The sequence below is a fragment of the Streptomyces marincola genome (assembly GCF_020410765.1).
Lineage (GTDB): Bacteria > Actinomycetota > Actinomycetes > Streptomycetales > Streptomycetaceae > Streptomyces > Streptomyces marincola.
Genome location: NZ_CP084541.1, coordinates 2,382,741 through 2,404,461 on the forward strand (window position 1 = coordinate 2,382,741; position 21,721 = coordinate 2,404,461).

Here is a 21,721-nt window from a genome sequence, read left to right on the forward strand (position 1 = left end):
GCTCAAGAGGCAACCGACCCTACATCCTGAGTGACGAGCCCGTCACCGTACGGGTACAGCCCGAACATACTTGCTGATCGGCAGGTGAGCCCATGAACACGGCACAGACCGACGACCCGCCCGCCCCGGACCAACCGGGTCCGGCGGAGGCGCCACACACCGACCCGGCCGACCGGGGCTCCGTCGCTGCCAGGACCGAGGAACTACTTCGGGAGGCGCGGCAGCTCGAAGCGGCGGTCAGGGAGCACCTGGCCGCGATGGAAAGGCGGGAGGACCGGTGATGCCCCCTCCCGGAGTCACTGTCGCCATCGAGATCGACGCCGCCACCGTGCGGCGCGGGGACCAGGTCATGATCGGGGGGCAGGCGTTCACGGTGCACGACCTCACCGCTGTGCAACGGGGCGGCAAGCGGCTGCACTTCGCCACCGGCGAGACGTTCACGATGCAGCGCACGACCGTCCTGTGGGCTTCCCGCCGCGTCGACCCCCGACTCCCCCGGCCCCGCCACTGGTGACCTGTCGGCGCCGAGTGACCCGCCTCTACGGCGGAACGCCGGGGCTTACAGAAGGCCGGCGTCCTTCGCCCAGTGGATGAACCGTCCTCGGGAGCAGGCAGCGGGATACCTGGCGCCCGATTCGATCATGGCGTCCACCAGGGTGGTGGCCACGTAGGACGTGACGTACCCGCTGCTCACCGACTCGGCCAGAACACGCAGCGAACCCCACACCTCCAGGCCTTCTCTTCGAGCGATTCGGCGGGCATCGGCGTCATCGAGGACAGCGATGGCGCCGTGCACCTCGGCCCACGCGAGGACAGTCGCTTCGCCCTGGTTCGACTTCGAGCCGGACACCCTGGTCATCCACCGGACCAGGGACTCGATCTCGTCCAGGTCATCGACGTGCACCACGTCCAGCCACGTCAGATCGACTACCGGCAGACGGTAGTGCTCCAGTTCGCTGACGACTGCCTGAGTGGTCACGTTCAGGCGCGGCGCACCGCCCCCGTTCCGAGCGATGTCGGCCAGTACATCGATCTTTCCCGCCTTGATGGCGTGGTGGAGCGGTGAGGCATCCCACACAAGCATCGGCGCTCGTGCATGCGCGGGGGACGTCGGCATCACGGAAGGCACTCCTCCACGTTCCGGCCGGGAAGGTCGTCCTCCGTGATCGCTCCGTAAAGCAACTCGACCGCGCGGGGCGCCGTGATGGCGCCTTGGGCCCATGCCGCGAGTGCGGCACGACGCCACTGCGGCCCCGTCGCTCCCATCTCCAGGTCCGGAACCGGCTCGCTGCCGTACACGGCCAGGAAGTCCCCACGCAGGGGCGTGTCCGCTTTCTGCCTTCTGGCCTGTTCGCCGGTGATCAGCCCCAGCCGCGAAGCCTTGTTCACCACCGCGCTCCAGGAGACACGGTAGTGGGCCGACAGCGTGAGCAGGAACGCGCGGTGCTCACCGTTGTGATCGCCTTCGTCCCAGGCCCGGCGCATGTCGGCGGCGGGAATCAGGAACTCGTCGACGAACTGGTCGATCAGGTGCTCCCGTTCTTCCCGCCCGGCCGCCACCCCCACGTCACTGTGGTACTCGTCCTGAAGAAGATGGTGGCCGAGTTCATGCGCCGCCGTCCAGCGTCGTCTGCCGGGGGGCAACCGGCCGCTCATGACGGCCACTCCGTGCCCGTCGAGGAGCAGGGACGCGCCTTCCGCCGTCTCATTGACGACGGTCAGGTACAACCCCAGATGCTCCAGGACGTCCGTCAGAGTGCCCAACGGGCCGGATGCGAGGCCGATCACCTCTCTGGCCGCCCCGGCGAGGGAGACCGGGTCGATCTCGCCCGTTCGGGACCGCTGAAGGCGGTCGTCCGGGCGCGGCGGGGTCAGAAAGCCGTGATCGATCAGCCACCGGGCGTGGCGGGCGTGCTCTTCCAGAAGCGCGTCCAAGCGGTACCGCGCGCGAGAGGCAGCGCCCGCGCTCTCCTCCAGTGCGCTGCGCCGCGAGACCAACGCTGCCGGGGGGCGCGTGACGAGATGTCCGAGCGGGACGCCGAGCACCTCGGCCAGCTGGGACAGTTCGAGTGCCGTGATGCGTTGCTCGCCCGCCTCCATCCGCACGACGGCCGTGCGCTCCAGGTTCACCTGAGCCGCCAGGTCTCCCTGGCTCAGCCCTGCGGCGAGACGCGCCTCAGCGATGCGCTCGCCCACCTCTGCCCAGCTTCGCACGGCATCCACATGTGTAATTTACACATGCCTCGCCCCGCACCGGTCCTCTGAGCGCCGGAGGAACGCTCACGCCGCGCCGCGCCCGCCGTCCCGGGGACGCGTGCCCACCGGGCCGGTGTTCTCGATGATCTCCTCGACGTCGAACTCCCCGGACTTCACGGCGTCCGCGAACTCCTGGCGCAGACGTCGTTTCACCCCGTACAGCACCAGCGCGCCCGTGGGACAACGTCAGCGGCACAGCCGCATGCACTTAAGATCGCCTGCCTCATGGGAGAAGCCGTCCGGCAGCATCGCAGAAGGGATCAGGAGAGACCATGAACATGGCGTCGTCGGACTCCTCCGCCGGTGCGTCGGGGCTCCTCCAGTCCCCGGGTGCGCCAGAGGAGTTGCGGGCCGCTCTCGCGGTTCTCGCTCCGGAAGCGCTGCCCGCGTTCGACGCCGAACGCGCCGTCGCCCTCAAGCAGGCCCGCGACCAGGTGAACGCGGCGCCGATGCGGCGTTTCGTCGCGCAGTGGGCCGTCCAGGCAGCCATCGAGCGCCATCCGGACCGGTCGGCACGCCTGCGCGCGCTCGAAGCGCGTGCGGCCGAAGCGAATGATGTCGAGGAGGCCCGTGCCATCGCGGCAGAAATCGGCGGCATCATCGATGCCGCCGCTACTCCTTGGCGGTGAACCGGTCGTCCTGCTCGGGGTAGTGGCCGCCGTACGCCATGCCGAGGGACCCGGCGCCGACGAGCGCGGTCACGAAGCGCGGCCACCCGGACAGCACGTCGGTGAACAGCAGCCCGCTGCACACCAGCACGACCGCGTACAGCACCAGCGCGCCGTTGGACAACGTCAGCGGCCACAGCCCGCGCGCCGACCACAGGCGTACGCGGCGGCGCTTGTCGACGGCGGGCACCTCGGGGCCGGGAACGCCCACTCCGGCCGGGTCCTCGGGCGCCGGGAACCACGCGTCGCCGTGCACCGCCCAGCCGTTGTCGAGCACGAGCACCGCGACCGCCTCCCGGCCGGTCACCAAGGCGGGCAGCTTCTTGCCGCGCTGCTTGCCCGGCGACTTGAAGTGCTCGCGCGGCTTGTCCGCGTCCCACAGCAGCCAGCCGGTGCGGCCCTCGAAGGCGGGGAGCACGTTGCGCGGCGTCATGCCCTCGGGGTGGAACGCGACGCTCCAGCCGTCCTCGGACTGGACACGCCCGCCTCGGACGACGCCCCGCAGTGCGCGGGTGCCGGGGCCCGGCGCGGTCACGAACCGGACCCAGGCGCCGCGCGCCAGGGCGACGACGAACGCGAGCGGCACGCACACGAGCCCGACCCAGATCCACAACTCGTACGCGGACAGCGTCCTGCCGTCGAGGATGCGCGGCAGGTCCTCCTGGTACCCCTCGAAATTGCTGTGCCAGCTCTTGGTGAGCGGCCTGGAGTCGTCTCCGGCCCAGGCCCCGAGGTGCGGGGCCGAGGGCGCGTAGATGACCCGGACGGTGTCGCCGAAGGAGCGGTGGAACGAACTGCGTGTGCGGACGGTGGCCGCGTGCGTGTCGCCGGCCTCGTCGACGAGTTCCACCTGAAGTGTCTGCGTCCAGGAGTCCGACGACGGCATGCGCTGGCCGCGTCCCTGCCCGAGGTGGTGCTCCGTGTCCCACTCGTCGATGACCCGGACCTCCGCGACGACGCCCCCGGCCCGGCGGATCTCCTCGACCTGTGCGGGCGGCCCGGGGTCGCCCCAGGCCAGGAACGGCAAGCTGAGCGCCCAGCAGATCAGGGCGATACCCGTCAGGCCCCACCGCAGCCGCGCGGCGCGTTCCCGGGGAACGGCGGCCGGCAGCGCGCGCGAGGGCACGACCCCGCTGGGCGCGTCGAGCACCGCACGCGCCGCGTCGGTCGGATGCACGCGCCCCGCCACCAGGCGGTGCGCCGCCAGCACGAGCAACGCGCCCCCCGCGAGCCCCAGCAGGCCGAGCAGCAGCGCGAGACGCTGGTCCGGGTCGCCCCACGCGATCCACACCAGCAGACCGGCGAACGCCGCCAGCGGCCCGGCCGCCGCGACCCGCAGCAGCGCCGGAAGGCGCCGCACCGCCGCGTCGACGCGGCGGGGACCGGTCCCGGCGCTCATCGTTCCGCACACTCCCCCGCACCGACGCGAATCACCCGAACGAGGGTACGGTGCGCCCGGCCGGGCAAACCGCCCGGGGCGCCGCGTTCCGCGCACTCCGCCGCACCGTTCGGGGCAACGCCCCGGTGCGGTGGGGACGTTGAGGCCACGGCGCCGGACGCGGCTACCTCGGGCCGAGGCTGGTGTCGCCGAAGGAGATCAGCAGCCGGCGCAGCAGCGCGTCGAGGGCGGCCCGGTCGGCCGGGTCGAGCCCGGCGAGCATGCGTTCCTCGTTGGCGACGTGGTCCACGACGGCCCGGTCGATGAGGTCGAAGCCGGCGCCGGTGAGGCGGACGCGCACGGCGCGGCGGTCGTCGGGGTCCTGCCGCCGTTCGATGAGCCCTTTGCGCTCCAGGCGGTCGAGGCGGTTGGTGATGGCGCCCGAGGTGACCATCGCGGCGCGCAGCAGCCCGCCCGCGGTCAGCTCGTAGGGCGGGCCCGAGCGGCGCAAGGAGGCCAGCACGTCGAACTCGGGGAACTCAAGGCCGTGTTGCGCGAAGACCGGCTTCATGCCCTTCAGCAGGTGCTGGGAGGCGCGGTTGACGCGGCCGACGAGGGTCATGGCGTCGAGGCCGCCGAGGTCGGGGCGCTCCCGTTCCCACTGGCCGCGCAGTTCGTCGACGGCGTCGGTCTCTTCTTCACTCCCGGGCATGCACGCACCCTACCGATAGCTCAACGTTCATTAACTTGACGGACGCATATGACTCGTACGATTATCTCAACGTTGAGAAAATCAGCGTTGAGAGGGGTCACGTGTCCGTCTCCATACCCGGGGGCCGGCGGTGGGGCGTCGCCGCGCTCGCCGCGTTCGCGCCGGCCGCCTGGGGCACGACGTACATCACCACGACCGAGCTGCTGCCGCCGGACCGGCCGCTGCTGGCCGCGGCGCTGCGGGCCCTGCCCGCCGGGCTGCTGCTGCTCGCCGTCACCCGGAGGCTGCCCCGCGGCGCGTGGTGGGGCAAGGCCGCGGCGCTCGGCATGCTCAACATCGGCGCCTTCTTCCCGCTCATCTTCTACGGCGCCTACCAGCTGCCAGGCGGCGTCGCCGCCACGATCGGCGCGGTCTCCCCGCTGCTGGTCATCGCGTTCAGCGCCGGGCTGCTCGGCATCAGACCGGCGCCGGTCTCCCTGCTCGCCGGACTCATCGGCGTGGCGGGGGTCGCGCTGCTCGTGCTGCGCGGCGACGCCGCGTTCTCCGCCACGGGGGTCGCGGCGATGCTGGTGGCCACGACGCTGATGGCGTTCGCCGTCGTGCTCGGCAAACGGTGGGGCCGCCCGCCCGGCGTCGGACTGCTCGCCCTCACCGGCTGGCAGCTGACCGCGGGCGGCCTCGTCCTCGCGCCCCTCGCGCTGGCCGTCGAGGGCCCGCCGCCCGCCATGACGGCCGGCAACGCCGCCGGGTACGCCTACCTCGGCCTGATCGGCACCGCGCTGGCCTACGCGCTGTGGTTCCGCGGCATCGAACGGCTCCCCGCCGCCTCCGTCGCGTTCCTCGGGCTGATCAACCCGATCGTGGCCACGCTGGCCGGGCTGCTGCTGCTCGGCCAAACGCTGACCGCCTGGCAACTGGTCGGACTCGTCCTGGTGCTGACCGGCGTGCTCCTCGGCCAGCGCCCCCAGCGGCCCGGCCGTCCCCGAACGCCCGCCGGCGCACCGGCCGCACCCGCGCCGGCCGCAGCACCTGAACGCGCTCCCGCACCCCAGGAACCAGCCGTGGCCGCGCCCGGCAAAGCGGCGCCAACGGGCGGTTGACAGCGGCGGAAGCCTGCCCGAAGCATGCCCACCGGCCCGTGCGCCTGATCAGCCGGCACGCGGACTCCGGCACACGCCGCACGTTCGGCCGCGTGAACGAGCGCGACGACATCCTGCCGCTGCGCATCGACGGACAGGCCGCGACCCTCGAAGCCGCCGACCACGGCGCCTACCCGTTCTGGGAGACCGAGTTCGCCTACACCTACGGGGAACCCGCGCCCGACTCGCTCGCCGCGAGCTTCCTGCGCTATCTCACCAACGAGGTCGGCCAGGACATCATCCGCGCCCGCGACCACCGGCCCTGCTTGGAGCTGGAGAACCCGGTGCTGTGCCGGCCGTTGTGAGCGTGGTGAGCGCTGTGAGCCGCCCGCGCCGGCGCGTGGAGCGCGCCCGGCCCTGAACGCCTCCCGGGCCGCGGGCGGCACGGAACGCGCGCCCCGCCAGGAACCGGCCGCGCGCCCACCTCGTCGTCCCCACGGAACGGCAGTGGGAACGCGGGCGCGGGGCATACCGGAAAAACCCGACTTCAGCGCCCACTCGACGCCCGCCGGTGCGCACGGAGGGGCGAAGGATGCGAGAGTGACACGCGCATGCCACGCCCCGGGGCGCCGCGCGGCGCCCCCCGGTGCCGGGCGGCGGCCCCGCCGGGTCGGCAGGCCATCGGCATCAGAACTCGCGAGGGAGGCGGCACGGCCGTGCGGAACGGGCGGATCGAGTGGCGGAACGGCCGGCTTGACGGCCTGCTGACCCGGCTGCTCATGGAACTCAGGCGGTACGCGTCCGCCGAACCCCCCACGGAGCCGGAGCAGTTGCTCAACTGGCTGCGTCGGCACACCGGTTCCGAATTCGCCCTGGTGACGGACACCGGCACGGCCGAGGCCGCGAGCGAAGGGTTCCCGCACGACCTGCTCGACCCGCTGCGCCCGGCACTCGCCCGGGTCGCGGGCGGCGCGCTCGCCGCCGTCGCCACCCAGGCCGGCGGCCGGCAGGTGCACGTGGAGGCGCTGGAAACCCGCGCCCCGCGCCCGGTGCTCGTCACGGCGGGCGACGCGCCGCTGGACCGCGAGGCCGCCGCGCTGGCCTCGCACGCCGGCAGCGTCATCGCCGTCGCGCGCCGCGCCCACCTGGCGGAACGCACCGCGCGCGGGTACCAGGACAAGGCGCGGCAACTGCGGTTCGCCGTGTTCACGGCGCTGATGGCCGGCGACCCCGACCTCGCGCGCCGCATGACGACGGGGGCCGTGCCCCGGCTCCTGTCGGCCACGCGGGTGCGCGTGCACCTGCTGCACTGCGCGCCGGGCGACCGGGACCGGCTCGCGCAGACCTACCAGGACGCCGCGGGCTACCACGGCGCGGGCCTGATGGTGCCCTGCCCGGTGCACCCGCACCACTTCATCTGCGTGCTCGCCGACGACGAGAGCCCGCCGGAAGCGGGCCCGTTCGACGCGGCCTCACCCGACGGCGTGCCACCCGACCGGCACGACGCGACGTTGCGGCGCCTGGTGCTCAACAACCCGCACTACGCGCTCGGTGTCAGCGGCCCGCACCCGCTGGCCGCCACGGCCGAGGCGTACGCGGAGGCCGGGCACGCGCTCGCCGTCGCCAGGAACCTGCCCGACCGGGTGGCCGACTACCGCGGCCGGCTGCCGCTGGCGCGGCTGCTGCCCCGGCCCGCGGCGCCCGCGTGGGCCGGGGCGTTCCTCGATCCGCTCGCGTCCGCGCCGAAGCTGACCTCCGACATCGCGCGGCTGGCCGTGTCCGTCTCCCGGTCCGGCGTCGCCCGCCTGCTCGGGATCAGCCGCAACACCGTCACCACCCACATCGGCCGCGCCGAGGCGCTGCTCGGCCTCGACCTGACCGACGTGCGCGCCCGCGCCGCGCTCGACCTGGCCCTGTCCGTCGCCGGCTCGGGCCCCTGGCCCCCCGCGCGCGGCCGGCGAGGGGAGGGTCCGGGCCCCTCGCTGGACGCGCTGCTGCGCACGGGGGCCGCCGCGACCTGGGCGGCCGACCTGCTCAAGCCGCTCGCCGACCTGGACCGCCCAGGGCCCGGCAGCACGCTGCGGGTGTGGATCGAGGCCAACACCGACGCGCGTGAGGCGGGGCGGCGCCTCGGCATCAGCCGCAACACCGTGCGCGCGCACCTGCGCGCCGCCGAGAGCCTGCTCAACCGGGACCTGCTCACCCTCACGTCCGGCGTGCACGACGTGGTGCACGCCCTGCGCATCGCGGGCCCGCGCCCGAGGCGTTGAACGGCCCCCGGCACTGGCGTTCCCGCGGCGTGCGGTGCGGGGCGCGGTGGCGTCGGGCGGCGGAGCCCGCGCCACCGCCCGTTCAACGCACCACGCGCAGCCGGACGGTCGTCGGATGCGGCAGCTCGCTCTGGGCGAGGCGTTCGAGCCGGACGGGGGCGCCGCCCTCGCGCTCGAAGAGCCGCACGCCGTCACCGAGCATGACCGGCGCGAGGGACACCAGGATCTCGTCGAGCACCCCGGCCTCGACGCACTGCCGGGCGATGTCGGCCCCGAGCACGTTGACATAGGAGCCGCCGGCGGCCTCCTTGGCCAGCGCCACGGCCTCGTCGAGGTCGGTCACGAAGGTGTAGCCGGGCGGCGTCTTCGCGGGCGGGTTGTGGGTGACGACGAACTGCGGCCCGCTCCAGCCGCCGCCGAACGCCTCGCCCTCCCCCTCCATGCCCTCGTACGGGTCACTGCCCAGGAACGTGCGGTTCCCGACGAGCAGCGCCCCCACCTCGCTGATCAGCTCCTCGACCAGCGGGTTGGGGTCGAGGTGTTCCGTCAGCCACGACATGTCTCCCCCAGGACCGGCGATGAAGCCGTCCAGCGACATGGTGACCGAGTACAGCAACCTGCTCACGATCGCGCCTTTCACTCGAAATCGGTCCTGTGCTCCCCTTTCCGACTCCGGACCGTCCGCGAACTCATCGGTGCCCCCGCCCCCGCCTCCGCCGCCGCCTCACCCGGGCGCGAGTCCGTGGCCGGGCGCGTCGAGCCACGCGGTCGCCATGCCGTCCCTCGCGACTGTGAGCCCGAACCGCTCGACGCCCGGCCTGCCCGCCGCCCGCCACCAGTCGTGAACGGCGAGCAGTTCGTCCCACAACCGCCGCCGCCCGGCCCGGCGCACGACGGCGCCGGGCCCGGTGGCGTTCCGGCGCACGACCGCCGTCCACCCGTCCCCCGCCAGGTCGTAGAGCCACTGCGTGTGCCCGTCCGGGTGCGTCTCGACGGCGTGCGCCGCCCGCTGCATGCGCAGCCCGGCGAGGAAGGGGAACGGGTGCCACGGGCCGGGCGGCGGCCACGCGGCCGTGGTCGTGTCCGTGACCGGCAGGTCGCGGGGGTAGTCGGGAAGGGCCGAGCGCTGCGCGCGCGCCTTCATGAACTCCACGAGCGCGAGGAACCGGCCGTCGGCCGTGCCGTCCGCCCGGACGGTCAGCCGCACCAGCGCGTCGAGGGAGCTGTAGGGAGTGCCCCAGGGCGCCAGGATCACGCCGCCCGGCCGCACCTGCGCGAGCCACGCCGGGGGAACGGACCGGATGCCGCAGGTCGCGACGACGCGGTCGAACGGCCCGCGGCCGGGCGCGCCGAGGAGGCCGTCCCCGGTGACCACCCGGACGCCGAGGCCGGTCCTGCGCAGGGCGCGCCGGGCGCGGGCGGCGACGCGTTCGTCCACTTCCACGCTCGTGACGTGCCCGGCGCCGAGGCGGTGCGCGAGGAGCGCGGCGTTCCAGCCCGTGCCCGTGCCCACTTCGAGGACGCGCATGCCCGGCTCGGCGTCCAGCGCGGCGAGCATGGCGGCGACCAGCGAGGGCGCGGACGCGGAACTGGTCGGCACGCGCCCGGGGGACGCGCCGGCGTGCACGCCGTCGTCCCACTGCGTGACCACCGGGACATCCGCGTCGGCCGCCGCCCACCAGCGTTCCGGCTCATCCGCGCGGCGCACGGCCGCCACCGGCCCCGTGCCGTCGGGGTGGTAGGGCCAGATGAGGTCGGGCAGGAACACGGCGCGCGGCAGACTGCGCAGGACCTCCGCCCACGGGGCGCCCGCCCCGGCGGGCACGGGCCCGACGGGCGCGCGCGCCACGGCCGGACGGCTCACTCCTCGTCCTTCTCGTCGTCCTTGCGGTGCACGCCCGACCCCGAGGGCGGCGGGCTGTCCGGCGTGGGCGGCGGCGGCTGGAACGGCGTCCCCGGCAGGTTGTCCTGCGTCTCTCCCTCGCCACGGCCGTGCTGACCTGCCACGTTCCCTCCCATGCTCCGGCGGGCGCCCGGCGGGCGGCCCTCACGGCACGTGACGGTAGCCGCCCCGCGGGGGCGTGCGGCAGGGCGCGCGACCGGGCCCACCCCACCGGCGGGCGCCGGTGCCGTTCGGTGGCACGGCGGCCCGGCGTCAGTCGCCGCTCGCCTCGGGCCGGTAGGCGAGCACCGCGTCCAGATAGGCGGATATGGCGTCGCGGTTGCGGGCCAGGCACCGGATGCGGTCGGTCATCCGGTCCCGTTCGCGCGTCAGGGTCGCGATCATCTCCGGTGTCGCGTCCGGGAAGTAGATGGTGCGCGGCGTGTCGAGGCACGGCAGGATCTGCCGGATGATCCGGGTCGGCAGGCCGGCGTCGAGCAGCCCCCTGATCTGGAGCACCCGGTCGACGAGGCGTTCGTCGTACTCGCGGTAGCCGTTCGCGGCACGGGCCGCCACGATCAGCCCCTGCTCCTCGTAGTAGCGCAGCAACCGCCGGGAGGTGTCGGTCCGTTGCGACAGCTCACCGATGCGCATGTGGGCCACCTCACAAGGCTCCGTGTTGACCGTTCCACCGGTGTGAGGGTTGGACGATCGGCGCCGGACGACGCACCGAAGCGTACCCGAGGGACCGGAAGTGAGCCTCATGGACAATCAGTTGTTCGACTACAGCCCCATCGTCGACCGCGCGCCGATCCACTGGCCCGGAGGCGCCCGCGTGGCGTTCTACCTGGCCGTGAACGTCGAGCACTACCGCGTCGACCGGCCCTCGACCAGCATCTTCGCCGACACCAGGGAGCTGTCCCCCGACCCGCTGAACTACGGCTGGCGCGACTACGGCCCCCGGGTGGGGATCTGGCGGCTGATCGACACGCTCGACCGGCTCGGCGTGCGGGCCAGCGTGATGCTCAACTCCGACGTGGCCGCGCGGTACCCGCGGATCATCGAGGCGGGCAGGCAGCGGGACTGGGTCTGGGCCGCGCACGGCAGGAACAACTCCACCCTCCAGGCCGACATGCCCCGCGAGGAGGAACGCGCCTACCTGACCGACGTGGTCGGCACGATCGAACGGGCCACAGGCCGCAGGCCGCTCGGCTGGCTGGGTCCGGCGCTGACCGAGACCTACCACACCCCGGAACTGCTCGCGGAACTCGGCCTGCGGTACGTGCTCGACTGGGCCAACGACGACCAGCCGTACCGCCTGAACGTGCCCGGCATGCTGAGCGTGCCCTACTCGATCGAGATCAACGACGTGCAGATGTTCGTCGGCAAGGCCCTCAGCGGGCCGGAGTTCGTGCGCGTCGTGACCGACCAGCTCGACCAGCTGTACGCCGAGTCGGCCGGCAGCGGCCGGGTGATGTCCCTGGTCCTGCACCCGTTCGTGATCAACCAGCCCTTCCGCCACCGGTACCTGGAGCAGGCACTTGAGTACATCGTCCGGCACCCGGGGGTGTGGCTGACGACGAGCGACGAGATCGCCGACCACTACACCCGCAGCACCGCTCCGTGACAGCGACGGACGATGCCACCCGAAAGGGCTAACGCACCGCCGAGTCCGGGGAACGAGCCGCGCGGGCGGCCTGCCGACCGGACTCGGCGGAGTACGGAAAGCTTTTCGGACGTCGACGCGCGCTCCGGGCTCCGCGCATGGTCCCGAAAGCCCCTCTCCGCTCGGGCAAGGCCACACACCCTGCTCCGGGCGCAGGCCGCCAGCTCCCCTGCGGCGTCGAGAAGGCCGGTCACGGCCCCGCCGTCCCCGGCGCGCCGGGCGAGGACCGAGGCTTCGAGGTAGAGCGCGCCCCGGACAGCCCGCGTTCCGGTGGCACCGTCGTCCTCCAGGTCGCGCAGCGCCTGAGGGACCAGCCGGTACCCCTTGTCGTGGCGGGCCGCGTCGCCCAGAAGTCGGGCCAGGTCCCACCGTTCGATCGCGACCTGCCGGGGGTCCCCTGAGTGAGGAGCGGCGGCCGACATGCGTCCCAGAGCGTGCCGAGCGAGGTCCACGAAGCCGAGCCGCCGGGCCGCCACGTAGGCGGCGCGCCCCAACTCGGCCTGGAGCCAGTACGCGCGCTCACGGTCCCGGCCCTGCCGGTCGTGCACCAGCGTGGCGTGGTTGACCTCGCTGATCAACCCGGGTAGTGCCTCGGCGAGTTCGAATTGCAGGCCCGCTTGCCGCCTGGCGCCGAGCAACCGCACGTCCGCCTCAAGGACCGGCAACGGGCGCGGGGGCGGGTCGGTCTCCTCTGGAACGACGTCCCAGTCGTCCAACGCGGCGGCGATGGGAGTCAGCAGCACGTCGAGCCGGTCCCGTTGCAGCATCTGGATGTAGGGCTGCCCGTACAGCACGCTGACGTTGACGCTCAACGCGCGGGCGATGCCGGCCACGACGCTGGGGCTCGAGTAGCGCTGTCCCCTCTCGACACGGGAGATCTGGGCCGGGGCAACGTGCGCGCGGCGCGCCAGCTCGCGCAGGGTGAAGCCACAGAGCTTGCGGACCGCTTGGATGCGCGTGCCGATGCCCTCCACGGGCACGGCGGGGGGTGCTGGCATAGGAGACTCCACGTCGCCGTCCTTGCGCTGACACCTCGGACGGTACCCCTGGCGGAAGTGAAGGGAACGGCGAACGGCTTCTCCGGAGGCGCGGCCCGACCGGCCCCGGCCTTTCGGGCCACCCGAAGTTGTTTCGCCGCGGCCCGGAAATTCACCTGATCCGGGCAACAGGCAGTACACCGAACGTCGCGTCTCCGGCCGGACCGTCTGCCCCGCCGAAAACGTGCGCGTCCGGGGCTTCGGTCCTCAACCCGCACGGCGACTACGGTGGGCGTATGGGTGATCACACGCTGCTGGAGGGGTTGAGGAAGCTCGGCCCTTGGGGGGTCATGTCGATCCCGGACGCGCAACGGCAGCTGGAGCCGCTGGCCCGGCGGGTCGCCGCGTCGCGGGAGGACATCGCGCTGACCGATGCGGAGGACACCATCATCGCGCTGGTCGTCAGTCCCGCAGCGCTGGAGGACCTGGAGGACGAACTGGCCGCCACCCGCGCCGAGCTGCGCAAGCTGCGGGGCGAGGCGGGAGTGCCCCACGAGGAGGTCGTCAGGGACCTGCGCGGCTCCCGATGAGCGGAATCGGGGGCGGCGCCGAGTGAGACGGAAACTGAGACGGAGGGGCGGACCCGATCGGGTCCGCCCCTCCGTGCGTGCTGGTCGCGCGTGGAGGCCGTGACGGGAATCGAACCCGTGTCACTCGCTTTGCAGGCGAGTCCCTCAACCACTCGGGCACACGGCCGGATGCCCCCAATCTGCCGCCGGGTGTCGGCCAGGTCAACGAGTCGGGGGCGGAGTTGGCGCGGGCTCACGTGCTTTTCACGGCCGTTCACACCGCGACACAGGCGGAACGCCCCGGGCGGTCGGGTCAGGGGCGGATCAGCAGTTGGAGTTCGAACGTGTAGCGGGACGCGCGGTACAGGTGCGTGCCGTACTCCACGGCGTGGCCCTTGTCGTCGAACGCCGTGCGGCGCATGCTCAGCAGCGGCGCGCCCGGCGGCTCGGCGAGCAGGGCCGCCTCCTCCTCCGTCGCGGCGCGCGCGCCGATCGACTGGCGGGCGCTGTGGAGCGTGGTGCCGGCCGCGCGCAGCAGGCGGTAGAGGCCGGTGGCTTCGAGGTCGCGCCGCGCGGGGGCGGGGACGGGCGGCGGCAGGTAGTTGCGCAGGAACGCGATGGGGTCGCCGTGGGTGAGCCGCAGCCGTTCTATCCGCCGCACGCCGGTGCCCTCGGCGATGCCGAGGGCGGCGGCGACGTCCGGCGGCGCGGGCAGGTCCGCGACGTCCAGGACGCGCGTGCCGGGGTGCTGGCCCGCCGCCTCCAAGTCGTCGTAGAGGCTGCTGAGTTCGAGCGGCCGTTTGACCTGGCTGCGGACCACCTGGGTGCCGATGCCCCGGCGGCGCACCAGCAACCCCTTGTCGACCAGGGCCTGGATCGCCTGGCGCACCGTCGGGCGGGACAGGCCGAGGCGGCCGGCCAGCTCGATCTCGTTGCCCAGGAGGGCGCCGGGCGCGAGCTGGCCGTGCTCGATCGCGGCCTCCAGTTGCTGGGACAGCTGGAAGTACAGCGGCACGGGGCTCGTGCGGTCGATGCTGAACTTCACGTCCACAAGCGGGTCACCGTCCGTAGAAGGCGGGGCGTTCGGCCATCTCGACCGGCACGCGGCGGCCCGTGCGCTGGGCCTCGATGCCCGCGGCGCAGGCCGCGACCGCGGCGTAGCCGTCCCAGGCTCCGGGGCCCGTGACCTCGCCGCGGCGCGCGGCGTCCGCCCACTCCTGCACCTCGCGGTCGTAGGCGTCGGCGAACCGGGTCAGGAAGTCGGGCGCGATCTCGCCGCCCCAGCGCCCGGCGGTGTTGGTGAGCAGGCCGTGGGCCTCGCCGATGCGGGCCGTGCCGTGCTCGCACACCGCCTCGGCCTGCACCTGGTAGCCGAAGCCCCCGTTGACGAAGATCTCGACGTCGACCACGACGCCGCCCGTGGTCTCGAACACCACGAACTGCGGGTCGCTGAGCCCGGTTTCGGTGACCGACGCCGGGGTGGGCCGGTAGACGCGGACGGCGGCGATCTCCTGCCCGAGCAGCCAGCGGGCGGCGTCGAACTCGTGGGAGACCGAGTCGTTGATGACCATGTCGTTGGTGAAGTACGGGTGGACGGAGAGGTTGCGGTGCCGGCAGTGCAGCATGAGGGGGCGGCCCAGCTCGCGGTCCGCGAGCAGCCGGGCCAGTCGGCGGTACTCCGCATCGTAGCGGCGCATGAACCCCACCTGGACGCGGCGGTGGCCGAGCTTCTGCTCGGCGGCCAGGACCCGCAGGGCCGAGGCCGCGTCCGGGGTCAGCGGCTTCTCGCACAGCACCGGCAGGTCGCGTTCGAGCGCGGCGAGCAGCGTTTCCTCGTGCGCGGGTCCTGGCGACGCGATGAGTACGGCGCCGACGCCGGGCGCGGCCAGGGCCGCGTGCGGGTCCGTGTGCACGGCGCAGTCCTCGATGCGCGCGGCGACCTCGGCGGCCCGGTCGCCGTCGGGGTCGGCGACGGCCGCGACGCGGGCGCCGCTGATGACCTCGTCGATGCGGCGGACGTGGTCGGCGCCCATCAGGCCGGTGCCGATGACGGCGACACCGAGGGGTGCGGTGGTGCTCATGGTGCTGCTCCTCGAATCGTGCGCGTGCGGTGCCGGTGGGCGGGCCGCGACCCGTTCCCGGCGTCAACGGGCCGCCCGGCGCGGCGCGTTGATGAAGCGTCAGGCGCCACAGGATGCCAGGTAACGGCGGGTGCGCCGGGCGACGGGCAACGGCTGTTCCGGCGGGCACGGGTACATGTCCTGCTCGACGATGGCGAACAGGTCGACGCCCAGGGCGCGCGCGGCCCGCAGGACGGGCGGCAGGTCGGGTACGCCGGCGGGCGGCTCGGTCATGACGCCGCGCCGCACGGCCGTGCCGAACGGCAGCCGCTCGGCTCGGACTTCGGCGAGGACGGCGGGGTCGACCTGTTTGAGGTGGAGGTAGCCGACGCGTTCCCCGTAGGTCTCGATGAGGCGAACGCTGTCGCCGCCGCAGTACGCGTAGTGCCCGGTGTCGAGGCAGAGGGAGACGGACGCCGCGTCGGTCGCGTCGAGGAAGCGCGTGACGGTCGTCTCGTCCCCGACGTGCGTGTCGGCGTGCGGGTGGACGACCATGCGCAGGCCGAACTCCTCGCGCAGGCGCGCGCCGAGCCAGTCGGAGCCGCCGGCGAGGTCGGCGAACTGGCGGGGGCCGAGCACGTCGGGCTCCAGCTGTTCTCCGCTGGCCGGGTCGCGCCAGAACTCCGGTATGACGACGAGGTGTTCGCCGCCCGTGGCCCGGGTGAGCGCGGCGACGCGCCGCACCTCGGCCCAGGTGGCGTCCCACACGGCGGGGCCGCGGTGCAGGGCGGTGAAGACCGTTCCGGCGGAGACGCGCAGTTCGCGGCGCGCGAGTTCGTCGGTCAGGCGGGCCGGGTCCGTGGGCAGGTAGCCGTGCGGGCCGAGTTCGATCCAGTGGTAGCCGGCCTCCGCGACCTCGTCGAGGAACCTGCTCCACGAGGTCTGCCGTGGGTCGTCGGAGAACCAGACGCCCCACGAGCAGGGGGCCGAGCCGACGCGGATGGTCGCGTCCGGGTGCGCTGGTGGTGTCACGGGCTGAGTCACTGGCCAGGTCACTTCCTCTCCCTCTGCGTCCCGCCGCGGGGCCTGGCGGGTCCCGGCGGGCCGAACGGGCCGGGGCCGCCCGGCGCCGTTCGCGCGGTGCTTGTCGTTCGCGCCGTTCCTCTCCTGCGGTTTCCGCTGCCGGTCGCCGGTCGTCGTGGCCGTCGTGGCCGTCGTGGTCAGGATCGTTCCCGGCCTCCGGGGGCGTCCGGGGTGTCCTCGGTGGTCCCGGTGTGCTGGTCGTCTTCCCCACGTTCCCCGGGAGTTCCGGGGCGCGCGGGCGCGTCGGGGAGGCTGCCGGTGTCCACGCCGCCGACCCGGGCGAGTTCGTGCTTCAGCGCGGCGAGTTCGGCGCCGCCCGCCATGTGCAGGGTCAGTTCCTCAAGCGTGACGCGCTCGCGCGGCTCGCTCAGCTCTACCGTGCCGAGGCGCAGCACGGTGAAGTGGTCGCCGACCAGGTAGGCGTGGTGGGGGTTGTGGGTGATGAACACGACGCCGAGGCCGCGTTCGCGCGCGGCGGCCACGTACTTGAGGACGACGCCCGACTGCTTGACGCCGAGCGCGGCGGTCGGCTCGTCGAGGATGAGCACGCGGGCGCCGAAGTGCACGGCGCGTGCGATGGCGACGGACTGCCGCTGGCCGCCGGAGAGCGAGCCGATGGGCTGCTCCATGTCGTCGAGCGCGATGCCCATGGCGCGCAGCGACTCGTCCGCGACGCGTTTCATGCGCGGGATGTCGAGCCGCTGGAGGGGCCAGGGGCCCCGGGTGAGTTCCGAGCCGAGCCAGAAGTTGCGCCACACCGGCATCAGCGTGACGGTCGCGAGGTCCTGGTAGACGGCGGCGATGCCGCGCGCGAGCGCGTCGCGGGGCGAGGAGAGCCGGGCCGGTTCGCCGTCGATGAGCAGTTCGCCCTCGCTGTGCCGGTGCAGCCCGGAAACGATCTTGATCAGCGTGGACTTGCCCGCGCCGTTGTCCCCGAGCACGCACGTCACCTCGCCGGCCCTGACGGTGAGGTCCACGCCGTGCAGGGCGCGGTTGGTGCCGTAGGTCTTGCCGACGCCGGTCAGCCTGACCAGTTCGCGCCCGGCGCGCGCGCCGGTGTCGTTGTCGCTCATGCGCCGCGCCTCCGGGTGGCCTGCTTGCGGACGTAGAGGTTGAGGAGCGTGGCGAGCAGCAGCATCGCGCCGAGGAAGAACATGAACCAGTCCGGGTCCCAGTCCGCGTACACGATGCCCTGGGAGACCATGCCGAACAGGAACGCGCCGATGACCGGCCCGGTGATCGAGCCGTAGCCGCCGGTCAGGAGGCAGCCGCCGATGACCGCCGCCGCGATGTAGAGGAGTTCGTTGCCGACGCCGCCGCCGGACTGGATCGTGTTGAACGCGAACAGCTGGTGCATGCCGACGAACCAGGCGGTGAAGCCGACCAGCATGAACAGGCTGACCTTGACGAACGCCACGGGCACGCCGACCGCCCGCGCGCTGTCCTGGTCGCCGCCCGCCGCGAAGATCCAGTTGCCGTACTTGGTGCGCAGCAGGACCCAGGCGGCCAGCGCCGCGAAGCCGAGCCACCACAGGACGGTGACGCGGATGTTGGTGCCGCCGATGCCGAGGGTGGAGGAGAAGACCTGGCGCGCCTGCTCGAAACCCTCCATGTCGCGGATGGAGTCGGTCGCGACATTGCCGGTGACGGCCTTGGTGATGGCCAGGTTCAGGCCCTGGAGCATAAGGAACGTGCCCAGGGTGATCAGGAAGCTCGGCAGCCGGGTCCGCACCAGCATCAGCCCGTTGAACGCGCCGATCGCGAGGGACAGGACGAGCGCGACCAGCACGCCCGACCACACGTTCAGGGTGAACTGGAACGCGACCATGCTGGCCGTCAGCGCCGATGACGTGACCGCGACGCCCGCCGAGAGGTCGAACTCGCCGCCGATCATCAGCAGCGCGACCGCCAGGCCCATGATGCCGAGCGTCGAGGACTGGTACAGCACCGTGGACAGGGAGTCGAGCTGCCGGAACGTCGGCGCCACCGCCCAGAACAGGACGTACACCGCGAGCGCCCCGATGAGGGCGCCCATCTCGGGCCGGGACAGTACCCGGCGGGGCAGGGACGGGGCGGTCACCGGGTGCCGTTCCTGGCGTACTCGGCGACCTCGCCGATGTTGTCCCGGTCGACGAACGCCGGCCCGGTGAGCACGGGTTCCGCGCCGCCCCCGCTGAAGTTGCCGTTGTTGTGGTACAGCCACAGGCTGTCGATGGCGAGGTAGCCCTGGAGGTAGGGCTGCTGGTCGACGGCGAACTCGACCCGCCCGTCCTCGATCGCCGGCACCACCTCGGTGTTGAGGTCGAACGTCGCGACCGTCGCGTCGCTGCCTGCGTCCGCGACCGAGTCGACGGCCGTCAGCGCGAACGGCGCGCCCAGCGCCACCACGTAGTCGACGGCGGGCTCCTGCCGCAGCTTGGCCTCGATGGTGGCGCGCACCGACGGCATGTCGGCGCCCTCCACGTACAGGATCTCCGTCTCGCCCTCGAAGGTGTCGGCCACGCCCGCGCAGCGCGCCTCGTGGCCGACGTTGCCCTGCTCGTGGATGACGCAGACGGCGTGCTCGGCGCCCTCGTCGTTCAGCCGCTCGCCGAACGCCTGCCCCGAGACGGTCTCGTCCTGCCCGAAGAACGACAGCAGGCCGAGGTCCTGCCACGTGTCCATGCCGGAGTTGAGGCCGACGACGGGTATGCCCGCCTCCGCGGCCTGCTGGATCGCGCCGGTCAGGCCCTCCGGGTTGGCCAGCGAGATGGCGATGCCGTCGACGTCCTGGTCGATGGCGTTCTGGATGAGGTTGGCCTGCCCCGAGACCGCCGGGTCGCTGGCGTAGACCAGCTCGGCGTTGCTCTTCTGCGCGCCGGCTTCCGCGCCCTTGCGCACGGTGTCCCAGAACGTGTCGCCCGGCGCGCCGTGTGTGATGAGCGCCACCTTCATGCGCGGGGTGTCGGCCACTCCCGCCGCTGCCGCCTCCTCGGCCCGCTCGCGGGCGGCCTTGCCGCCCGTACTGCTCGAACAGGCCGTCGCGAGCAGCAGGCCGGCGGCGCAGAGGGCCGCGCCGGCGGTGCGATACACACGTTTCATCGTCCGGAACCTCACTTCGGTGTGAGCGCTGGGCGCGGCCGGCCCTCGTCACGGAGGACCGTGGGTGCCGATGCGCGCAGCAAACTCCCCACCCGCTGAGCATGTCAATACTTTGTCCTGACAATACATTGACAGGTGCTCGCGGCGCGCCTACACCTGAGGGGTATGGCCGGACCGCTGGACCTCATCACCATGGGACGCATCGGCGTTGACCTCTACCCGCTCGAAACCGGTGTGCCGCTGGCGCGCGTGGAGACGTTCGGGAAGTTCCTCGGCGGATCCCCGACGAACGTGGCGGTCGCCGCGGCCAGGCTCGGCCGTTCCGCGGCCGTCATCAGCAGGACGGGCCGCGACCCGTTCGGCGACTACTGCCGTCAGGCCCTCGCGGAGTTCGGCGTCGACGACCGCTGGGTGACGCCCGTCGACGGGCTGCCGACGCCCGTGACGTTCTGCGAGATCTTCCCGCCCGACGACTTCCCGCTGTACTTCTACCGGCAGCCGAAGGCGCCCGACCTGGTGATCGAGCCGGACGAGCTCGATCTGGCCTCCGTCGCGGCGGCGCGCGTGTTCTGGGCGAGCGGCACCGGGCTGTGCGAGGAGCCGAGCAGGACGGCGACGCTCACCGCACTCGCGGCGCGCTCGGCGGCCGGGGGCGCGGGCCGCGTGGCCACGGTGTTCGACCTCGACTGGCGGCCGGTGTTCTGGCCCGAGGGCTCCGCCGCCGCCGCGCGCCCCCACTACCTGGCCGCGCTGGCGCACGCCACGGTCGCGGTGGGGAACGTGGCGGAGTGCGAGGTCGCGACCGGCGAACGCGAGCCCCTGGCGTGCGCCGAGGCGCTGCTGGCCGCCGGGGTGGAGCTCGCGGTCGTCAAACGCGGCCCCGCCGGGGTGCTGCTCGCGCACCGCGACGGCCGGGTGGCCGAGGTGCCGCCGCACCCGGTCGAGGTCGTGAACGGGCTCGGCGCGGGCGACGCGTTCGGCGGCGCGCTGTGCCACGGGCTGCTCGCCGGCTGGCCGCCCGACCGGCTGGCCAGGTACGCGAACGCGGCCGGCGCGCTCGTCGCCGGGCGGCTCGCGTGCTCGGCGGCCATGCCGTTCGCGCACGAGGTGGACGCGCTGCTCGCCGCCGCCGCGCCCGGGGGTGCCGCGTGAGCATCGACGTCACCGAGCTGGTGACCGTGCGCAGCCGCCACCCGGAGGCGATCGCCGAGGCCGCGGCCCGGCGGGCGCGCCGCCCGCTGCTGGGCGAACGCGGCCGGCTGCTGATCATCGCCGCGGACCACCCGGCGCGCGGCGCGCTGGCCGTCGGCGGCCGGAAGCTCGCCATGGGCAACCGGCTCGACCTGCTGGAACGGCTGACGCTCGCGCTGTCGCGGCCCGGCGTGGACGGGGTGCTCGGCACCGCCGACATCCTGGACGACCTGCTGCTGCTCGGCGCGCTGGAACGCAAGGTGGTCATCGGCTCGATGAACCGCGGCGGCCTGGCCGGTTCGGTGTTCGAGCTGGACGACCGGTTCACCGGGCACAGGGCCGAGGACATCGCGCGGCTCGGGTTCGACGCGGGCAAGCTGCTGCTGCGCATCGACCGTTCCGACGCCGGGTCGCTCAGCACCCTGCACGCGGCGGCCAGGACGGTGGACGAGATGGCGGCGCGGCGGCTCCCGGTGTTCGTCGAGCCGTTCCTGTGCCGCCGCGTCGACGGGCGGGTGACCTCGGACCTGGGCGCCGAGGCCGTCGCGACGTCGCTCGCCATCGCCTCCGGGCTCGGCGGCACCTCCGCCTACACGTGGCTGAAGGTGCCGGTGGCCGCCGCCCCCGAGGCGACCGAACGCGCGCTGGCCGCCACGACCCTGCCGGCCGTCCTGCTCGGCGGCGACGTGACCGCCGACCAGGACGCCGTGTTCGGGCGGTGGCGCGCCGCGCTGCGGCTGCCGACCGTGCGCGGCCTCGTCGTGGGCCGCGCCCTGCTGTACCCGCCGGACGGCGACGTGGCGAAGGCCGTGGACACCGCCGTCGGTCTGCTCTGAACGTGCCCGGCCG

Annotated in this window: 26 protein-coding genes and 1 tRNA gene; 10 read left to right on the top strand and 17 right to left on the bottom strand. The window is 73.4% G+C overall.

The genetic code is table 11. The features are described from left to right. The first annotated feature begins 92 nt into the window (after positions 1-92). Together LC193_RS09940 and LC193_RS09945 are read left to right on the top strand one after the other, a co-directional pair. Positions 93-281 carry a hypothetical protein gene (locus LC193_RS09940; protein ID WP_226073418.1) on the top strand — a complete coding sequence of 63 codons (189 nt, stop codon included), beginning with the start codon at positions 93-95 and terminating at the stop codon, positions 279-281. Continuing rightward, positions 281-514, top strand: coding sequence for a hypothetical protein (locus LC193_RS09945; protein WP_226073419.1), 234 nt, complete (start codon positions 281-283; stop codon positions 512-514). Before LC193_RS09940 ends, LC193_RS09945 begins: the two co-directional genes overlap by 1 nt. 45 nt (positions 515-559) lie before the next feature. Here LC193_RS09945 and LC193_RS09950 read toward each other — a convergent pair whose 3' ends face one another. From LC193_RS09950 to LC193_RS28960, 3 genes are read right to left on the bottom strand one after another with little or no spacing between them, the layout of a single operon-like run. Next, positions 560-1,120 (bottom strand): hypothetical protein, encoded by a 561-nt coding sequence (locus LC193_RS09950; RefSeq protein WP_226073420.1) that lies wholly within the window; start codon positions 1,118-1,120, stop codon positions 560-562. Beyond that, positions 1,117-2,223, bottom strand: coding sequence for a helix-turn-helix domain-containing protein (locus LC193_RS09955; protein WP_226073421.1), 1,107 nt, complete (start codon positions 2,221-2,223; stop codon positions 1,117-1,119). Before LC193_RS09955 ends, LC193_RS09950 begins: the two co-directional genes overlap by 4 nt. Before the next feature lie 57 nt (positions 2,224-2,280). Continuing rightward, entirely contained in the window at positions 2,281-2,409 is a 129-nt protein-coding gene (locus LC193_RS28960) for a hypothetical protein (protein ID WP_264086264.1), read from the bottom strand. 119 nt (positions 2,410-2,528) lie between these two features. On the opposite strand from LC193_RS28960, the gene LC193_RS09960 reads away from it, so the two are divergent. Next, complete coding sequence (locus tag LC193_RS09960; protein WP_226073423.1) at positions 2,529-2,885, top strand: DUF6247 family protein; 357 nt, start codon at positions 2,529-2,531, stop codon at positions 2,883-2,885. On the opposite strand, the gene LC193_RS09965 is transcribed toward LC193_RS09960, so the two are convergent. Both LC193_RS09965 and LC193_RS09970 read right to left on the bottom strand, forming a co-directional pair. Next, the gene (locus tag LC193_RS09965) at positions 2,869-4,323 is read right to left on the bottom strand and encodes a hypothetical protein (RefSeq protein WP_226073425.1); all 1,455 of its coding nucleotides are present in this window, start codon (positions 4,321-4,323) and stop codon (positions 2,869-2,871) included. The two genes, LC193_RS09960 and LC193_RS09965, sit on opposite strands and share 17 nt — an antisense overlap. A gap of 163 nt (positions 4,324-4,486) precedes the next feature. Continuing rightward, positions 4,487-5,014 (bottom strand): MarR family winged helix-turn-helix transcriptional regulator, encoded by a 528-nt coding sequence (locus LC193_RS09970; RefSeq protein WP_226073427.1) that lies wholly within the window; start codon positions 5,012-5,014, stop codon positions 4,487-4,489. Positions 5,015-5,115: 101 nt separating this feature from the next. Here LC193_RS09970 and LC193_RS09975 point away from each other — a divergent pair, with 101 nt between their 5' ends. From LC193_RS09975 to LC193_RS09985, 3 genes are all read left to right on the top strand, one after another. Further along, a complete protein-coding gene (locus LC193_RS09975) occupies positions 5,116-6,114 on the top strand; it encodes an EamA family transporter (RefSeq protein ID WP_226073428.1) in 999 nt (332 codons plus the stop codon). A gap of 92 nt (positions 6,115-6,206) precedes the next feature. Continuing rightward, positions 6,207-6,458: a type 2 periplasmic-binding domain-containing protein gene (locus LC193_RS09980; RefSeq protein WP_226073430.1), complete on the top strand. Its 252-nt coding sequence runs from the start codon at positions 6,207-6,209 to the stop codon at positions 6,456-6,458. A gap of 351 nt (positions 6,459-6,809) precedes the next feature. Further along, a complete protein-coding gene (locus LC193_RS09985) occupies positions 6,810-8,363 on the top strand; it encodes a helix-turn-helix domain-containing protein (protein WP_226073432.1) in 1,554 nt (517 codons plus the stop codon). An 82-nt stretch (positions 8,364-8,445) separates the two neighbouring features. On the opposite strand, the gene LC193_RS09990 is transcribed toward LC193_RS09985, so the two are convergent. The 4 genes from LC193_RS09990 to LC193_RS10005 all read right to left on the bottom strand — a co-directional run bounded on the left by LC193_RS09990 (position 8,446) and on the right by LC193_RS10005 (position 10,899). Further along, entirely contained in the window at positions 8,446-8,988 is a 543-nt protein-coding gene (locus LC193_RS09990; protein ID WP_226073434.1) for a dihydrofolate reductase family protein, read from the bottom strand. 99 nt (positions 8,989-9,087) lie between these two features. Then, positions 9,088-10,227, bottom strand: a complete 1,140-nt coding sequence (locus tag LC193_RS09995) for a methyltransferase domain-containing protein (protein ID WP_226073436.1) — start codon at positions 10,225-10,227, stop codon at positions 9,088-9,090. After that, positions 10,224-10,370: a hypothetical protein gene (locus tag LC193_RS10000; protein ID WP_226073438.1), complete on the bottom strand. Its 147-nt coding sequence runs from the start codon at positions 10,368-10,370 to the stop codon at positions 10,224-10,226. Before LC193_RS10000 ends, LC193_RS09995 begins: the two co-directional genes overlap by 4 nt. 148 nt (positions 10,371-10,518) lie before the next feature. Continuing rightward, a complete protein-coding gene (locus tag LC193_RS10005; protein WP_226073440.1) occupies positions 10,519-10,899 on the bottom strand; it encodes a MerR family transcriptional regulator in 381 nt (126 codons plus the stop codon). A gap of 109 nt (positions 10,900-11,008) precedes the next feature. Between LC193_RS10005 and LC193_RS10010 the strand changes: the two genes are divergently transcribed. Further along, positions 11,009-11,872, top strand: a complete 864-nt coding sequence (locus tag LC193_RS10010) for a polysaccharide deacetylase family protein (protein ID WP_226073442.1) — start codon at positions 11,009-11,011, stop codon at positions 11,870-11,872. Here LC193_RS10010 and LC193_RS10015 read toward each other — a convergent pair. After that, entirely contained in the window at positions 11,848-12,909 is a 1,062-nt protein-coding gene (locus LC193_RS10015; protein WP_226073444.1) for a helix-turn-helix domain-containing protein, read from the bottom strand. The genes LC193_RS10010 and LC193_RS10015 overlap by 25 nt on opposite strands. Positions 12,910-13,184: 275 nt before the next feature. On the opposite strand from LC193_RS10015, the gene LC193_RS10020 reads away from it, so the two are divergent. Continuing rightward, positions 13,185-13,478, top strand: coding sequence for a type II toxin-antitoxin system prevent-host-death family antitoxin (locus LC193_RS10020; protein ID WP_226073445.1), 294 nt, complete (start codon positions 13,185-13,187; stop codon positions 13,476-13,478). 91 nt (positions 13,479-13,569) lie between these two features. Here LC193_RS10020 and LC193_RS10025 read toward each other — a convergent pair. The 7 genes from LC193_RS10025 to LC193_RS10055 form a co-directional block, all read right to left on the bottom strand. Continuing rightward, positions 13,570-13,644, bottom strand: a tRNA-Cys gene (locus LC193_RS10025). Positions 13,645-13,770: 126 nt separating this feature from the next. Continuing rightward, positions 13,771-14,508, bottom strand: coding sequence for a GntR family transcriptional regulator (locus tag LC193_RS10030; protein ID WP_226073447.1), 738 nt, complete (start codon positions 14,506-14,508; stop codon positions 13,771-13,773). A 7-nt stretch (positions 14,509-14,515) separates the two neighbouring features. After that, positions 14,516-15,538: a Gfo/Idh/MocA family protein gene (locus LC193_RS10035; RefSeq protein ID WP_086160347.1), complete on the bottom strand. Its 1,023-nt coding sequence runs from the start codon at positions 15,536-15,538 to the stop codon at positions 14,516-14,518. 99 nt (positions 15,539-15,637) lie between these two features. After that, the gene (locus tag LC193_RS10040; RefSeq protein ID WP_226073449.1) at positions 15,638-16,549 is read right to left on the bottom strand and encodes a sugar phosphate isomerase/epimerase family protein; all 912 of its coding nucleotides are present in this window, start codon (positions 16,547-16,549) and stop codon (positions 15,638-15,640) included. A gap of 188 nt (positions 16,550-16,737) precedes the next feature. Continuing rightward, positions 16,738-17,673, bottom strand: coding sequence for an ATP-binding cassette domain-containing protein (locus LC193_RS10045; protein WP_226073451.1), 936 nt, complete (start codon positions 17,671-17,673; stop codon positions 16,738-16,740). After that, a complete protein-coding gene (locus LC193_RS10050; protein ID WP_404819383.1) occupies positions 17,670-18,680 on the bottom strand; it encodes an ABC transporter permease in 1,011 nt (336 codons plus the stop codon). The genes LC193_RS10045 and LC193_RS10050 overlap by 4 nt, the downstream gene beginning before the upstream one ends. Then, positions 18,677-19,681: a sugar ABC transporter substrate-binding protein gene (locus LC193_RS10055; protein WP_226073454.1), complete on the bottom strand. Its 1,005-nt coding sequence runs from the start codon at positions 19,679-19,681 to the stop codon at positions 18,677-18,679. The genes LC193_RS10050 and LC193_RS10055 overlap by 4 nt, the downstream gene beginning before the upstream one ends. A 165-nt stretch (positions 19,682-19,846) precedes the next feature. On the opposite strand from LC193_RS10055, the gene iolC reads away from it, so the two are divergent. Both iolC and LC193_RS10065 read left to right on the top strand, forming a co-directional pair. Next, positions 19,847-20,833, top strand: coding sequence for a 5-dehydro-2-deoxygluconokinase (gene iolC, locus LC193_RS10060; RefSeq protein ID WP_226073456.1), 987 nt, complete (start codon positions 19,847-19,849; stop codon positions 20,831-20,833). Continuing rightward, positions 20,830-21,708: a Cgl0159 family (beta/alpha)8-fold protein gene (locus LC193_RS10065; protein ID WP_226073459.1), complete on the top strand. Its 879-nt coding sequence runs from the start codon at positions 20,830-20,832 to the stop codon at positions 21,706-21,708. Before iolC ends, LC193_RS10065 begins: the two co-directional genes overlap by 4 nt. Positions 21,709-21,721 lie beyond the last annotated feature (13 nt).